Consider the following 15846-nt stretch of genomic DNA (forward strand, 5'->3'; position numbering starts at 1 on the left):
GCTACAGGGCGGCCAGCTGGTCGGCGAACCAGCGCTGGGGCGGCAGCGCCGTCGCCGCGGCGGCCAGGCGGCGGCAGCGCTCGGCGCGCTCGCGCGGCGACATCAGCAGCGCCCGGTGCAGCGTCTCGGCGGTCTGCGACACATCGAACGGGTTGATCAGCAGCGCGTCCTCGCCCAGATCGGCGGCGGCGCCGGCCTCCCGCGACAGCACCAGCGCGCAGCCGTTGCGCGACAGCACCGGGCCTTCCTTGGCCACCAGGTTCATGCCGTCCCGGGTCGGGTTGACCAAAAGCACATCGGCCATCCGGTAGGCCGCCAGCGACCGCGGATAGTCGTCGTTGACCTGCAGGATCAGCGGCTGCCAGGTGGGGGTGGCGAACTCCTCCACGATCTGGTCGGCCAGCTTTCGCACCTGCTCGGTGTAGCGCCGGTACTCCGGCAGGTCGTGCCGCGACGGGTAGGCGAAGGCCAGGTGCACCACCCGTCCCCGCCATTCCGGATGGTTGGTCAGCAGCTCGCGGTAGGCCGCCAGGCCCCGCACGATGTTCTTCGACAGCTCGGTGCGGTCGATCCGCACGATCAGCTGCCGGTCGCCCACCTGCTCCCGCAGCGCCTGCTCGCGGGCCCGCACGTCCTCCCGGCGGGCGCGCTCGATCAGCTCGGCGCCGTCCACTCCCAGGCCGTGCACGCCGATCCGGGTCAGGTGCCCCCGGTAGGAGACGGTGCGGGCGGCCCGGTCGACCTTGGCGTGCAGCAGCGCCTCGCAGCAGTCCAGGAACGCCGCCGCCCAGCGCTCGGCCAGGAAACCGGCGTGGTCGGCGCCCAGGATGCCCTCCAGCACCTGCACGCCGATGTCGTCGGGCAGCATCCGGTAGTACTCCGGCGGCGCCCAGGGCGTGTGCGAGAAGTGGGCGATCTTCAGGTCGGGACGGCGCTCGCGCAGCATCCGGGGCGCCAGCGCCAGGTGGTAGTCCTGGATGGCGGTCTTGGCCCCGTGCGCGGCGTCCCGGGCGAGCGCGTCGGCGAACGCCGCGTTGTAGGCCTCATACGACTGCCAGTCGCGCCGGGCGCGGGCGTCGAAGTGCGGCGCGTTGGGGGTGTCGTAGAGCATGTGGTGGACGAACCACAGCGTGGAGTTGGCCACTCCGTTGTAGGCGCGCTGGAAGGTGGCCGCCGGGATGTCGAGCATCCGCACGCTGGCCCCGCCGGTGTCGTGCCCGGCCTTGTCGAGCCGTCCGTCGGGGGCCTGCCGGGCCGCCAGCCGGTCGGCGTCCGACAGGGCGGCGCATACCCAGACGATCTCCGGTCCGCCTTCTCCGTGGGGGCCGCTCTTGGCGGCCACCGCGGCCAGTCCGGAGACCAGGCCGCCACCGCCGCGGCGCATCGTCAGCGCGCCGTCCTCAGACAGCGAAAAGGACACCGGGCCCCGGTTCGAGGCCACCAGGACCTGACCGTCGGTGACCCCGCCCTGTGAGTCGTTCATGTTCGGCAGTTTGACATGTCTGCGTAAAACCTCTTCTGTACGGCCCCTGTATGTCCTGCTTCCGGCGGGGCTCACAACGGGGGACGTGGCGAGTGTCACACCGGGGCCATAAGGCCGCCCGGTTCGGGCGTTAATGATCATCAAGAGGGCTTTTCGGGCGGTGTGTGCGCGGCCGGTGCGGTGTTTTCGAACCGTCCCGACTCATCTCTGCGTCCCGGTGGGAACATCTCACTAACTGAGACGCTGGTGTCTCAGATGTGGGCAAATCGGGTAAAGTCCCGCACGGAACTCCACTGAACCTTCGGGGAACGAGAGGAATCTCGGGATTCCGGTAGGGTGGCAGTCACGCTGCGTGTCCACTCAGTGGAGACATAACTGAATACGCAACTGAAGAACGCTCATCCAGAGGGGTGGAGGGACCGGCCCTGTGAAGCCCCGGCAACCCTCCCGGTGCTGACGCTCTCGCGACCTGCGAGGCCGGCCGGGACAGGGTGCCAATTCCGGCCCGCGACCAAGGTGGCGCGGGACAGATGAGGAGAAAGGCCTCGCTCCATGGCACTTGATGCTGCCGATCTCGGACCTGCCACGTCCCTGACCTGCCGCGAGTGCGGACAATCCTACGAACTCGGTCCCCGCTACGCCTGCGAGCAGTGTTTCGGCCCGCTGGAGATCGCCTACGACTTCGCCGGCGTCACCCGGGAGTCCATCGAATCCGGCCCGCGCAACATCTGGCGCTACCGCGGCCTGCTGCCCGTCCCGGCGAACGTGGAGAGCACCCCCAACACCGAGCCCGGCTTCACCCGCCTGGTGCGCGCCGACCACCTGGCCGAGTCGCTGGGCATGCAGAAGCTGTGGGTCAAGGACGACAGCGGCAACCCCACCCACTCCTTCAAGGACCGGGTGGTGGCGGTCGCCCTGGCCGCCGCCCGTGAACTGGGCTTCAAGGTGCTGGCCTGCCCGTCCACCGGCAACCTGGCCAACGCGGTGGCCGCCGCCGCGGCCCGCGCCGGCATCCGCAGCGCCGTGTTCGTGCCCGCCGACCTGGAGCAGCAGAAGATCATCACCACCGCGGTCTACGGCGGCACCTTCGTCACCGTCCGCGGCAACTACGACGACGTCAACCGCCTGGCCTCGGAGATCGCCGGCGAGCAGGAGGACTGGGCGTTCGTCAACGTCAACGTCCGCCCCTACTACGCCGAGGGCTCCAAGACGCTGGGGTATGAGATCGCCGAGCAGCTCGGCTGGCGGCTGCCGGACCAGATCGTGATCCCGGTGGCCTCCGGCTCCCAGCTCACCAAGATCGACAAGGCCTTCCAGGAGTTCATCAAGCTGGGCCTGGTGGAGGACAAGCCGTACAAGGTCTTCGGCGCCCAGGCCACCGGCTGCTCCCCGGTCGCCGCCGCCTTCAAGGCCGGCCACGACGTGGTCCGCCCGGTCAAGCCCGACACCATCGCCAAGTCGCTGGCCATCGGCAACCCCGCCGACGGCCCGTACGTCCTGGACGTGGTGCGCCGCACCGGCGGCGCGGTCGAGGACGTCTCCGACCCCGAGGTCGTCGAAGGCATCCGGCTGCTGGCCGCCACCGAGGGGATCTTCGCCGAGACCGCCGGCGGCGTCACCGTGGCCTGCCTGCGCAAACTCATCGCCTCCGGGGCGCTGGACCCCGAGGCCGAGACCGTCATCATCAACTCCGGCGACGGGCTGAAGACCCTGGACGCCGTGGCGCCGGTGGCCCGCCCGTCCGCCGAGATCGCCCCCACCCTGGAGGACTTCCGCGCCTCCGGCCTGGCCTGAGCCCTCCCCGGTCCGGTCACCGCAGTCCCGAACTTTCGAGTGGAAAGACGCCCATGAGCACGGTTTCCGTACGCATTCCGACGATCCTGCGCACCTACACCGGCGGCGAGGCCGAGGTCAAGGCCACCGGCGCCACCCTGCGGGAGGTCATCGCCGACCTCGACGCCAACTACAGCGGAATCGCCGCCCGCGTCCTGGACGACAACGGCAAGATCCGCCGCTTCGTCAACGTCTATGTCGGCGACGAGGACGTCCGATTCGCCGACGGCCTGGACACCGCCACCCCCGACGGCACCCTGGTCTCCATCATCCCGGCCGTCGCCGGAGGCTGACCCGGCATCATGCGGGATGCCCGCTCGGGCATCCCGCTCTTTTGTTTCTCCCCACCCCTCTTGACCGACTTTTCGGTTCTTATCGGACGGGGCGGGCGCTACGGCCGATCAGGGGATGTTCGGGATTGTTCCGGCGGGATTTTCGTTTCCCCGTCCGCCGCCCCTGCGACTGCGTAATATTCCCGGTGACCATAACCGGCCGTCCCACAGCCTCCCACAACCGGTGTCACGTCGATAGGGTCGCTCCCGAATCATCACCCCGGTTCCGCGGTGACAGGGGCGGGACCGGAGAAAGACCCCCGCGTCCCGCAGCGGCCGCGGGCGCGGCGACAGGGTTGGCATGGCGCAAGGCACCGTCAAGTGGTTCAACGCCGAAAAGGGCTACGGCTTCATCGCGGTCGACGGCGGCAGGGACGTCTTCGTCCACTACTCCGCGATCCTCATGGACGGCTACCGCACCCTTGAGCAGGGTCAACGCGTCGAATTCGAGATCGCCCACAGCGAGCGCGGCCCGCAGGCCGAATCGGTCCGCACTCTGTGAGCGCGGGCATCGCCCGGCCGCCGGCCGCCTCCCTGCGCGGCTTCCCTCCGTGACCCAAGGCCCGTCCAGACGATGCGGACGGACGGGCCGCGAGCCGGCCGAGGCATCGACGCCGGTCTCCCGCCGGATGCTCCGGGCGGCTGCGTTCAACACGCCGGCTTCACAGCCCCAGACGGAGACGTCGCAGCCGGCGGCGGACACCCCGGGCTCCCGTCCCCGGCACCTTGGACCATGCGCCTGAAAAAGACCGGTGATTGAAAGGCCGCGAGCGGGGCAGAACTTCGCAGCACGGACTTCGGCTCGCAGGCGCCCTCTCGACGATCATGGACGAGAGCCCGCGACGCGCCGCCCGCCCCGGCGGCCCGGCGCTCGGCCAGGTCCGGGATCGGCGATGTTTTCGCAGGTCAGAGCGGGTGCCGACGGGCTGGTGAACACTTCGTCGGAGGCGGGTCCATCGCTTGCACTCGGCAGGGTAGAGTGCTAAAAAACGGTTGGCACTCTACTGTGGAGAGTGACAATCCCACAGTCTAGGGGTCGGGGCGATGAGGCCTCACTCCGGCGGCTGAAGGGGTGCCGTCGGGTGGGTCGTCCGTCGCGGGCGTCGGCTCGATCCGTGATAGCCACCTCGTTCCGGGAGGACTGGAGCCTATGGCTGCAAAGATGATCGCGTTCGACGAGGAGGCCCGCCGGGGTCTTGAGCGCGGGATGAACCAGCTTGCCGACGCGGTCAAGGTGACGCTGGGTCCCAAGGGCCGCAACGTGGTGCTGGAGAAGAAGTGGGGCGCTCCCACGATCACCAACGACGGCGTGTCGATCGCCAAGGAGATCGAGCTGGAGGACCCCTGGGAGAAGATCGGCGCCGAGCTGGTCAAGGAGGTCGCCAAGAAGACCGACGATGTGGCCGGTGACGGCACCACCACGGCCACCGTGCTGGCGCAGGCGCTGGTGCGTGAGGGTCTGCGGAACGTGGCCGCCGGGGCGAACCCGATGGCGCTCAAGCGCGGTATCGAGGCGGCGGTGGAGCGGGTCAGCGAGGAGCTGTCCAAGCTGGCCAAGGATGTGGAGACCAAGGAGCAGATCGCTTCGACCGCCTCGATCTCGGCCGGTGACACCCGGATCGGGGAGATCATCGCCGAGGCGATGGACAAGGTGACCAAGGACGGTGTGATCACCGTTGAGGAGAGCAACACCTTCGGTCTGGAGCTGGAGCTGACCGAGGGTATGCGCTTCGACAAGGGCTACATCTCGCCCTACTTCGTCACCGACCCCGAGCGGATGGAGGCCGTCCTCGACGACCCCTACATCCTGATCGTCCAGGGCAAGGTCTCGGCCAACAAGGACCTGCTGCCGGTCCTGGAGGCCGTGATGCAGGCCGGCAAGCCGCTGCTGATCATCGCCGAGGACGTCGAGGGCGAGGCCCTGGCCACCCTGGTGGTCAACAAGATCCGCGGCATCTTCAAGTCCATCGCGGTCAAGGCCCCCGGCTTCGGTGACCGCCGCAAGGCCATGCTGGGCGACATCGCCACCCTGACCGGCGGCCAGGTCATCTCCGAGGAGATCGGCCTGAAGGTGGAGAACACCACCCTCGACATGCTGGGCAAGGCCCGCAAGGTCGTGGTGACCAAGGACGAGACCACCATCGTGGACGGCGCCGGTGACGCCGCCGAGATCGAGGGCCGGATCAACCAGATCCGCACCGAGATCGAGAACACCGACTCCGACTACGACCGGGAGAAGCTGCAGGAGCGGCTGGCCAAGCTGCGCGGCGGCGTGGCGGTGATCCGGGCCGGTGCGGCCACCGAGGTGGAGCTGAAGGAGCGCAAGCACCGCATCGAGGACGCCGTCCGCAACGCCCAGGCCGCCGTGGAGGAGGGCATCGTCCCCGGCGGTGGCGTGGCCCTGCTGCAGGCCAGCGCCAAGGCCTTCGACAAGCTGGAGCTGACCGGCGACGAGGCCACCGGTGCGGCGATCGTCAAGCGCGCTCTGGAGGAGCCGATCAAGCAGATCGCCGTGAACGCCGGCCTGGAGGGCGGCGTGGTGGTCGAGAAGGTCCGCAACCTGCCTCCGGGCCAGGGTCTGGACGCGGCCACCGGCGAGTACGTGGACATGTTCGAAAAGGGCATCATCGACCCGGCCAAGGTGACCCGCTCGGCCCTGCAGAACGCCGCCTCCATCGCGGCGCTGTTCCTGACCACCGAGGCGGTCATCGCCGAGAAGCCGGAGAAGGAGAAGGCCCCGGCCGCGCCGGGCGGCGGCGACATGGACTTCTGATCCCGCCCATCGCATAGCACGGCGACACACGAGGGCGGCCCCGGACTCCCGGGGCCGCCCTTCGCCGTCCGGGCCCGGCCGGCGAGTCCACGGGCGGGCACACAAGACGGCGAGAATTGGCCATACTGCGGAATGTGACGGAACTGTTCAACCTCCCCTCGCTGCGGGTGGAACAGCCACGCAAAGTGATCGCCACCCGCAACCAGTACGACTACTTCGACCCTCAGGGCACCAAGGTCGCCTCGGCGCTGGAGACCAGCGAACGGACCAAGCTCACGGCCGTGCGGGCCGCCCTGCCCGGCAGCGTCCTGGCCGGCGCCCGGACGCTGCTGCTGCGCGACGCCGCCGAAAAACCCCTGCTCATCATCGAGAAACACGCCTCCAACCGCTACACCCGCATCCGCCGCCCCAACCTGGACGCCCAAGGCGACGCCATGTTCGAAGGCGAGGTGGTCGGCACCATCCAGGCCGCCCGGACCACCCGCCACTACACCCTCACCGACGCCGAAGAGAAGACGATCGGCAAGGCCACCGGGGACCTGGGGCTGAAGAAGTTCGCCGTGACCGACGCCGACGACCGGCACGTCGCCCAGGTCGACAAGAAGTGGGCCGGGCTGCGGGCGGAGCTGTTCACCCACGCCGACCGCTACACGATCGACTTCGTGGCCAACCGGATCGACGAGAGGCTGCGCACCCTCATCCTCACCCTCCCGGTCGTCCTCGACCTCACCCTGCACGAAAGCAAAGACATCCTCTAAGAAGCCGCCGGCCGTGGGCGCGGCCGGCAGCCCACGCCGCGCACGGTCTCGACGCGGGGAGGCGCCCAGCTTGCGCCGCGGGCAACGGATGCAGACGTCCACGATGCCGGAGACGGGGCCGAAGTCGAAGCCCCGCACGTGACTGAGCGGCTGCTCACGGGTCAGCACCTGGTCGGGATGCCGGCAGAACATCTCGGCCAGGGCGAACTCCCGGGCGCTCGGATCGGCCGTGCGTGCGGCCACCCGGGCCCGCGGATCCGAACTCAGATCCCGCCGGTTCGAGCATCGTCCTCCTGCCCGGGAGCGCCCGGCCGCTCTCCACATCCGGCCCAAAGGAAGCAGCGCCCTCGGCAGTCCGCCCGTTCGTCCCCTCTGGCCAGGGACCAGGCGGCAGAACCAAGGTCCCCTCCGGCCCGCCGCCTCCGTACGCCGACCGCGACGGCAGACCCAGGACGAACCGTGCGCCGTCTTCCAACACGTTGTCCACATAGGCCGTCCCGCCGTGCGCCTTGGCGATGGACGCCACGATGACCAGCCCCGGTCCGCGCTTGTCTCGCTTCCTCCCGCACCGGCAGGGCCGCAGACGTCGCTTCAGGACCCGCACCCGCACGTATCTGGACAGTGAGGGGTGCATGCCGGAGCAGAAACTTTCCGGTGCCCGGGGAGTCACCGACAAGCAGCGCATACGCTACGACGCCGCTCATCGGGCGGGACTCACCGACGAGGCCATGCGCTTCCTGGAGGACGGCCTGCCCACCGCGTACCGGATGAACTCACCGGACGTCCTGGTCCCCACGGCGACCACCGGCTGTTTGCGCGCCACGTTCGTGCCAACCCCGACGCCGAGCCGGGTGATCTTCGACGCCGGCCTCGCCTGCGTCCGCAAGAGGCGGTCGGTGGCCGCGGACCCCGCCGGGTATCGGTGGAGTCGAAGACCGGCCACGCCGACGCCCCGGTGGACCGGCTGTTGCCGCAGCCTCGGGGTTCATCCGGTGAGTATCGGCAAGTACCGCCTGGCCGTGGCTGTCCTCTATCCCCGCGGGCCAATCCCCGGCGCCCGGTGCTGCGCCGCTATTTCGGCGGCCAGGACCGGGGAGGCCCTTGGGACCGCATGCCCTCCGAACGCGTGCGCTGAGCGGCTGTGCGACGCGGTGTTCTCTGACGAAGCGGAAACGGCGGCCGGAGCGGGGAATCCTCATCCACGGTGGCGGGAGCGCCGAAATTCTGGCCCAGGTTTCGTCGATTCTTTGCCGCCCCTACGGGATTTCCCGAAGAGGAAACCTCGATGGTTCCTTGTGATATTTCATTTTCGCAGGCTGCAGGGGGCATTGCAGGCAATGATGAGGTCGTGCTCCGGGCCGGGACGGTGAGACTTTCCGAGAACGTGGCCAAGGAGCCGGGACAGGAGCCCTGCTGGTGTCCGGTGTCGCAACGTCCCAGGTCACAGCGTCGTCCCTGAGTGGGAAATCCTTACTCTCGACCTGCGGGGAGGGCATGTTGGAAAAGGTTCGGCAGTGAGGTACCCACGCTTGGGTTCCGGGGAGCAGAGGCTGGAGGGGGATGTGGCCTCCCCCGCCGGATCGGGCCGCGCCACCGGATTTGCAGCGGAAAGATCTTCAGAACCTTTCCCGAAGCGTCTGCCGGCGGTACGTTCCTCATGTGCGGGCCATGCCGGGAGACATCGACGGGTGGTGGGTCTCGCCCGCCGTCCCGATGATCGCTGACTGCGCTCTCGCCGCGCTGTGGGCCTTCACCGCCGTCGGCGGCTGGGGGGAGAAGGCGTTCTGTGAGATCTCCGGCCGTCTCGACCCGAGCTGCACCGACGGGTTCGCCACCGCCGTGCTGGCCTCCCTGCTCGTGGCCGTCCCGGCGGCCCTCGCCGTCCTGCTGGCCTGGGCGCTGCCCGCGGTGCGGCGCCGTCCCGGGCGGCTGGTCGGGACGCTGACCTTCGCCGCCGCCCTGTGGGCGCTCGCCGAGGGGGTCGTCTTCGTCGGCGGAACCCTGGCTCAGCCGTAGCGGGCCGGCCGGTTCCCGCAAGACCCGTCGCAGGTGGTCTCGGTCGGGATGTTTACGCAGGTGGTGCCCTGGGAAGGAGGAGGAGTCCACAGCCCGCAGGGGGAACGAAGGGCAACGGGGGACTCCCGGGCCGCGTGTGTCGGTTTGACGTAAGGCGGCCAGGGGCATAACGTTCTCTTCGCCCCACGGGGAGCGGGACGCCGAGCAGGCGGCCGGCCCAGGGGAACCACCAGCGGACTGACAGGGCATGGCTCGCCGTGCCCGGGCAGCGATGGTGGGTCGGAGAGGCCGGGTCCTTGGATCCAAGCCGATCCGATGTGCGACCACCGCCTTGAAGAGCGTGTCTTCGGGCATGCCCGGAAAGGCGAATCAGAAAAGTCGGCGAATTTGACTCGCCGGACGGATCTGATAACCTGAAATTGGTCGCCCCGGGAAAAGGGGTTCGCAAGAATCCCGGACCTGGTGGGTGTCCGTTTCTTGAGAACTCAACAGTGTGTCAAAAGCCAGTGCCTTGTGTCAGCCTCTGCCTGGTGTGGGTGGGGGTTGTGGTTCCTCGTCAGAGGATGATGTTGTTGGGATCGTTTGATCTCGTCTGAAGGTTTGGCTCACCTGGTGTGTTTGTGCCGGGTGGGTGTGTGGCCTTTGGTGGAGAGTTTGATCCTGGCTCAGGACGAACGCTGGCGGCGTGCTTAACACATGCAAGTCGAGCGGAAAGGCCCCTTCGGGGGTACTCGAGCGGCGAACGGGTGAGTAACACGTGAGTAACCTGCCCTCGACTCTGGGATAAGCCTGGGAAACTGGGTCTAATACCGGATATTCACCTTCTGTCGCATGGTGGGGGGTGGAAAGTTCCCTCTTTTTGGGGGTTCGGTCGGGGATGGGCTCGCGGCCTATCAGCTTGTTGGTGGGGTGACGGCCTACCAAGGCGACGACGGGTAGCCGGCCTGAGAGGGCGACCGGCCACACTGGGACTGAGACACGGCCCAGACTCCTACGGGAGGCAGCAGTGGGGAATCTTGCGCAATGGGCGAAAGCCTGACGCAGCGACGCCGCGTGGGGGATGAAGGCCTTCGGGTTGTAAACCCCTTTCAGCACCGACGAAGTTTGGACGGTAGGTGCAGAAGAAGCGCCGGCTAACTACGTGCCAGCAGCCGCGGTAATACGTAGGGCGCGAGCGTTGTCCGGAATTATTGGGCGTAAAGAGCTCGTAGGCGGCTTGTCGCGTCTGTCGTGAAAGCCCACGGCTTAACCGTGGGTTTGCGGTGGATACGGGCAGGCTAGAGGCAGGTAGGGGAGCATGGAATTCCCGGTGTAGCGGTGAAATGCGCAGATATCGGGAGGAACACCGGTGGCGAAGGCGGTGCTCTGGGCCTGTTCTGACGCTGAGGAGCGAAAGCGTGGGGAGCGAACAGGATTAGATACCCTGGTAGTCCACGCCGTAAACGTTGGGCGCTAGGTGTGGGGTTCTTCCACGGATTCCGCGCCGTAGCTAACGCATTAAGCGCCCCGCCTGGGGAGTACGGCCGCAAGGCTAAAACTCAAAGGAATTGACGGGGGCCCGCACAAGCGGCGGAGCATGTTGCTTAATTCGACGCAACGCGAAGAACCTTACCAAGGCTTGACATCACCCGAAAACCTGCAGAGATGCAGGGTCCCTTCGGGGGCGGGTGACAGGTGGTGCATGGCTGTCGTCAGCTCGTGTCGTGAGATGTTGGGTTAAGTCCCGCAACGAGCGCAACCCTCGTTCCATGTTGCCAGCGGGTTATGCCGGGGACTCATGGAAGACCGCCGGGGTCAACTCGGAGGAAGGTGGGGACGACGTCAAGTCATCATGCCCCTTATGTCTTGGGCTGCAAACATGCTACAATGGCCGGTACAGAGGGCTGCGATACCGTGAGGTGGAGCGAATCCCTAAAAGCCGGTCTCAGTTCGGATCGAAGTCTGCAACTCGACTTCGTGAAGTCGGAGTCGCTAGTAATCGCAGATCAGCAACGCTGCGGTGAATACGTTCCCGGGCCTTGTACACACCGCCCGTCACGTCACGAAAGTCGGCAACACCCGAAGCCCGTGGCCTAACCCGTAAGGGGGGGAGCGGTCGAAGGTGGGGCTGGCGATTGGGACGAAGTCGTAACAAGGTAGCCGTACCGGAAGGTGCGGCTGGATCACCTCCTTTCTAAGGAGCACTTGTCCAACCTGCCGGCACTTGTGTGGTGTTGGTGTGGTTCAGGGTTTCGGTCTACGGGGCCGTGGGTGCCTCGGACCGGTGCTCGCAAATCGTGGAACACTGGCTAGTCAACCTGCCTGGGTTGCTGCCCGGTCAGTACTACCCGCATCCGACGGTGTCGGATGGCTCCTCTTGACTGAGGGGTCGGAGCCTTGCTTCTCCCTGTGCGGGGGGTGGGGTTCGGGGTGTGGAACCTCCGGTGTCGGGGGCTTGGGTGGGTTGGGCACACTGTTGGGTCCTGAGGAAACGGGCCTCTTTGGGGGTTGGTTTTCTCGGACTGTTCGGGGCCACGTGCCTGGCGCTCTGCCTGGTGGTGGGGTGTGTGGGTGTGGTTGTCCGGTTGTTTTTTGTGAACTGCATAGTGGACGCGAGCATCTGTTGATTGCCCGACCACCTGTTTCCTCCCTTTTTTGTGGAGGGGTTGGTGTTGGTAAGTTGGTAAGGGCATACGGTGGATGCCTTGGCACCAGGAGCCGATGAAGGACGTGGGAGCCTGCGATATGCCTCGGGGAGCCGGCAACCAGGCTGTGATCCGGGGATTTCCGAATGGGGTAACCTGGCACCTGTCATGGGGTGTCGCCGCCGTCTGAATGTATAGGGCGGTTGGTGGGAACGCGGGGAAGTGAAACATCTCAGTACCCGCTGGAAGAGAAAACAAATTGTGATTCCGTGAGTAGTGGTGAGCGAAAGCGGAGGAGCCTAAACCGTGCGCGTGTGATACCCGGCGGGGGTTGCGTGTGCGGGGTTGTGGGAGCGCCCAGCTGGGTCCGCCGGCCTGGCGGGGAGTGAGAAACCGTGTGTGTAGCCGAACGATCTGGGATGGTCGACCGTAGACGGTGAGAGTCCGGTAGGCGAAACGCATGCGGCTCCCGGGCGTTGTCCCGAGTAGCACGGGGCCCGTGGAATCCCGTGTGAATCTGCCACGACCACGTGGTAAGGCTAAATACTTCCTGGTGACCGATAGCGGACTAGTACCGTGAGGGAATGGTGAAAAGTGCCCCGGTGAGGGGTGGTGAAAGAGTACCTGAAACCGTATGCCTACAAGCCGTCAGAGCCGTTGGCCCTGCCTTTGGTGGGGTTGGTGATGGCGTGCCTTTTGAAGAATGAGCCTGCGAGTCATGGTGTGTGGCGAGGTTAACCCGTGTGGGGTAGCCGTAGCGAAAGCGAGTCTGAAGAGGGCGTTTGAGTCGCATGCTGTGGACCCGAAGCGGGGTGATCTAGCCATGGGCAGGGTGAAGCGCCGGTAAGACGGTGTGGAGGCCCGAACCCACCAGGGTTGAAAACCTGGGGGATGACCTGTGGCTAGGGGTGAAAGGCCAATCAAACTCCGTGATAGCTGGTTCTCCCCGAAATGCATTTAGGTGCAGCGTCGCGTGGTGCTTGCCGGAGGTAGAGCTACTGGATGGCCTAGGGGCCTTACCGGGTTACCGAAGTCAGCCAAACTCCGAATGCCGGTAAGTTGAGCGCGGCAGTGAGACTGCGGGGGATAAGCTTCGTGGTCGAGAGGGAAACAGCCCAGATCATCGGCTAAGGCCCCGAAGCGTGTGCTAAGTGGTAAAGGATGTGGAGTTGCCGTGACAACCAGGAGGTTGGCTTAGAAGCAGCCATCCTTGAAAGAGTGCGTAATAGCTCACTGGTCAAGTGATTCCGCGCCGACAATGTAGCGGGGCTCAAGCACACCGCCGAAGCCGTGGCATCTCGTGTTCTCCTTGGGAGGGCGCGGGGTGGGTAGGGGAGCGTCCTGTAGCCGGTGAAGCCGCCGAGGGATCGAGTGGTGGAGGCTGCGGGAGTGAGAATGCAGGCATGAGTAGCGAGTCACACGTGAGAATCGTGTGCGCCGGATGACTAAGGGTTCCTGGGGCAGGCTGTTCCGCCCAGGGTAAGTCGGGACCTAAGGCGAGGCCGTGAGGCGTAGTCGATGGGCAACGGGTTGATATTCCCGTACCCGCTGGTATGCGCCCATATCGAACCTCCGGATGCTAACCACCCGAACCGCCCCTGCGACCTTCGGGTCGTGGGTGTTTGCGGGGAGGCTGGGACCCGACGGGGTAGTAGGTAAGCGATGGGGTGACGCAGGAGGGTAGCTCAGCCCAGGCGGTGGTTGTCCTGGGGTAAGCATGTGGCCCGCGCGGTAGGCAAATCCGCCGCGCATTGAGGGTGAGGTGCGATGCCGAGCCGTTTTAGGCGAAGTGAGTGATCCCATGCTGCCGAGAAAAGCCTCTAGCGAGCATGCCGGCGGCCCGTACCCTAAACCGACTCAGGTGGTCAGGTAGAGAATACCGAGGCGTTCGGGTGAACTGTGGTTAAGGAACTCGGCAAATTGCCCCCGTAACTTTGGGAGAAGGGGGGCCCTGTCTGGTGAACCCACGTGCTGGGGGAGCTGGGTGGGGTCGCAGTGGCCAGGGGGAAGCGACTGTTTACTAAAAACACAGGTCCGTGCGAAGTCGTAAGACGCTGTATACGGACTGACGCCTGCCCGGTGCCGGAACGTTAAGAGGACCGCTTAACCCCTTCGGGGGTGAAGGTGAGAATCTAAGCGCCGGTAAACGGCGGTGGTAACTATAACCATCCTAAGGTAGCGAAATTCCTTGTCGGGTAAGTTCCGACCTGCACGAATGGCGTAACGACTTCCCCGCTGTCTCAACCACAGGCCCGGCGAAATTGCAGTACGAGTAAAGATGCTCGTTTCGCGCAGCAGGACGGAAAGACCCCGGGACCTTCACTACAGCTTGGTATTGGCGTTTGAGGTGGCTTGTGTAGGATAGGTGGGAGACTGTGAAGCCTGGACGCTAGTTCGGGTGGAGTCGTTGGTGAAATACCACTCTGGTCATTTCGAGCGTCTAACCCGCGCCCGTGGATCCGGGTGGGGGACAGTGCCTGGTGGGTAGTTTAACTGGGGCGGTTGCCTCCTAAAGGGTAACGGAGGCGCCCAAAGGTTCCCTCAGCCTGGTTGGTCATCAGGTGGTGAGTGCAAGGGCACAAGGGAGCTTGACTGTGAGACGGACGTGTCGAGCAGGTGCGAAAGCAGGGCCTAGTGATCCGGCATCTCCGTGTGGAAGGGGTGTCGCTCAACGGCTAAAAGGTACCCCGGGGATAACAGGCTGATCTTCCCCAAGAGTCCATATCGACGGGATGGTTTGGCACCTCGATGTCGGCTCGTCGCATCCTGGGGCTGGAGTAGGTCCCAAGGGTTGGGCTGTTCGCCCATTAAAGCGGCACGCGAGCTGGGTTTAGAACGTCGCGAGACAGTTCGGTCCCTATCCGCTGCGCGCGTAGGAGACTTGATGGGGGGCTGTCCCTAGTACGAGAGGACCGGGACGGACGAACCTCTGGTGTGCCAGTTGTCCCGCCAGGGGCATGGCTGGTTGGCTACGTTCGGGAGGGATAACCGCTGAAAGCATCTAAGCGGGAAGCCTGCCCCGAGATGAGGTCTCCCTCCCCGCCCTTCGGGGTGGGGGTAAGGCTCCCAGGAGATGACTGGGTTGATAGGCCGGGCATGGAAGCCCTGTGAGGGGTGGAGTGGACCGGTACTAATAAGCCGAGTGGCTTGCCTACACCGTTGGGTGGTTGGGCAGTCAACAGGTGTTCGTGTCCCTGTGTGGTTCACAGGAAACAACCCCGCACCCGCAAGGGGTGGGTGTGGTCCTGGTTGATAAGTGAACAGCGTGAGCGAGTGTTCCCACTGTTCCCGCCCTGTTTTGTAGTGTGGGGTGGGGGGAGCGTCCATGATGGGTTTCCTCACCGGCCCGCCGGTGGGTCTGGCCCCTTCCCCGGGGAGTGGGGAGGGTGTGGTCGGCCTCTTGGGGGGTTGGGGTGGGGGTTGGGCGTTCCGGTGGTTATGGCGGAGGGGAAACACCCGGTCCCATTCCGAACCCGGTAGTTAAGCCCTCCAGCGCCGATGGTACTGCATGGGAGACTGTGTGGGAGAGTAGGTCACCGCCGGAACACACACGTCGAAAAAGGGCCTGTCCCCCTTTTTGGAGGGTGAAAACCCTCGAGGGGGGCGGGTCCTTTTTTTGTTTTTCGTGGGAGGGGGTCTGGTCCTATGGGTGGTGGGGCGGGGTCTCCTCTTTTTTGTTGTTGTCGTGTTTGCGGGTTGGTTTTTCTTGCTGGTTTCGGGTGGGGTTTCCCCTTCCGGGGTTTGTTTCGGCACGGGCCCGGGCGCTCGATGATCGTCTGCTCCTCCAAGCCACGGGCAGAGCTTCGGGAATGGTCATGGCCCCTGGAGCATGGCACTATGAACGAGAGAGCGTTTTGTTGTTTCCGTGCAGATCGACGCCGTCGTTGCGGCGAACACCGGTGGTCACCGCGAGGGGGAAGGCCATGCAGGACCAGGAACGCGCCCACCAGTCTCCTTTGATCGACCTGTCGGGGCTGACGTTGATTCACCTCCAGAAGCTGGACGACGGGCAAGGTGACTCACCCTT

8 protein-coding genes, 3 rRNA genes, 1 pseudogene and 1 riboswitch are annotated in these 15846 nt (G+C 65.7%); of the genes and pseudogenes, 10 read left to right on the forward strand and 2 right to left on the reverse strand.

The genetic code is table 11. The annotated features are described in order from the left end of the window. Position 1: 1 nt before the first annotated feature. Positions 2–1483 (reverse strand): alpha,alpha-trehalose-phosphate synthase (UDP-forming), encoded by a 1482-nt coding sequence (locus tag BUE48_RS03955; protein ID WP_286988883.1) that lies wholly within the window; start codon positions 1481–1483, stop codon positions 2–4. A 395-nt stretch (positions 1484–1878) separates the two neighbouring features. Continuing rightward, positions 1879–2020: riboswitch (SAM riboswitch) on the forward strand. Between the two features lie 15 nt (positions 2021–2035). On the opposite strand from BUE48_RS03955, the gene thrC reads away from it, so the two are divergent. From thrC to BUE48_RS03980, 5 genes are all read left to right on the forward strand, one after another. Further along, positions 2036–3277, forward strand: coding sequence for a threonine synthase (gene thrC, locus BUE48_RS03960; protein ID WP_012851176.1), 1242 nt, complete (start codon positions 2036–2038; stop codon positions 3275–3277). Positions 3278–3330: 53 nt separating this feature from the next. Beyond that, on the forward strand, positions 3331–3609 hold the full coding sequence (locus BUE48_RS03965) for a MoaD/ThiS family protein (protein WP_012851177.1): 279 nt from the start codon (positions 3331–3333) through the stop codon (positions 3607–3609). 340 nt (positions 3610–3949) lie between these two features. Continuing rightward, entirely contained in the window at positions 3950–4150 is a 201-nt protein-coding gene (locus tag BUE48_RS03970) for a cold-shock protein (protein ID WP_012851178.1), read from the forward strand. 648 nt (positions 4151–4798) lie between these two features. Beyond that, entirely contained in the window at positions 4799–6421 is a 1623-nt protein-coding gene (groL, locus tag BUE48_RS03975) for a chaperonin GroEL (RefSeq protein WP_012851179.1), read from the forward strand. Between the two features lie 134 nt (positions 6422–6555). Further along, entirely contained in the window at positions 6556–7179 is a 624-nt protein-coding gene (locus BUE48_RS03980; RefSeq protein WP_286988886.1) for an LURP-one-related family protein, read from the forward strand. 60 nt (positions 7180–7239) lie between these two features. On the opposite strand, the pseudogene BUE48_RS24450 reads toward BUE48_RS03980, so the two are convergent. Next, positions 7240–7668: pseudogene (locus tag BUE48_RS24450) on the reverse strand (winged helix-turn-helix domain-containing protein); the annotation flags it as partial. A gap of 38 nt (positions 7669–7706) precedes the next feature. Here BUE48_RS24450 and BUE48_RS24455 point away from each other — a divergent pair. The 5 genes from BUE48_RS24455 (at position 7707) to rrf (ending at position 15364) form a co-directional block, all read left to right on the forward strand. After that, positions 7707–8549, forward strand: a complete 843-nt coding sequence (locus tag BUE48_RS24455) for a VTC domain-containing protein (RefSeq protein ID WP_353745269.1) — start codon at positions 7707–7709, stop codon at positions 8547–8549. A gap of 298 nt (positions 8550–8847) precedes the next feature. Continuing rightward, positions 8848–9195 carry a hypothetical protein gene (locus BUE48_RS03990; protein ID WP_041439299.1) on the forward strand — a complete coding sequence of 116 codons (348 nt, stop codon included), beginning with the start codon at positions 8848–8850 and terminating at the stop codon, positions 9193–9195. Between the two features lie 642 nt (positions 9196–9837). After that, positions 9838–11368: ribosomal RNA gene (locus BUE48_RS03995) — 16S ribosomal RNA — on the forward strand. A gap of 479 nt (positions 11369–11847) precedes the next feature. Beyond that, a 23S ribosomal RNA gene (locus tag BUE48_RS04000) occupies positions 11848–14974 on the forward strand. Positions 14975–15247: 273 nt separating this feature from the next. Continuing rightward, positions 15248–15364 (forward strand): 5S ribosomal RNA (rrf, locus tag BUE48_RS04005). The 16S, 23S and 5S rRNA genes sit together here, the layout of an rRNA operon. The last annotated feature ends 482 nt before the right edge of the window (positions 15365–15846 follow it).

Origin of the sequence: Thermomonospora sp. CIF 1, assembly GCF_001896795.1 — a bacterium.
Lineage (GTDB): Bacteria > Actinomycetota > Actinomycetes > Streptosporangiales > Streptosporangiaceae > Thermomonospora > Thermomonospora curvata.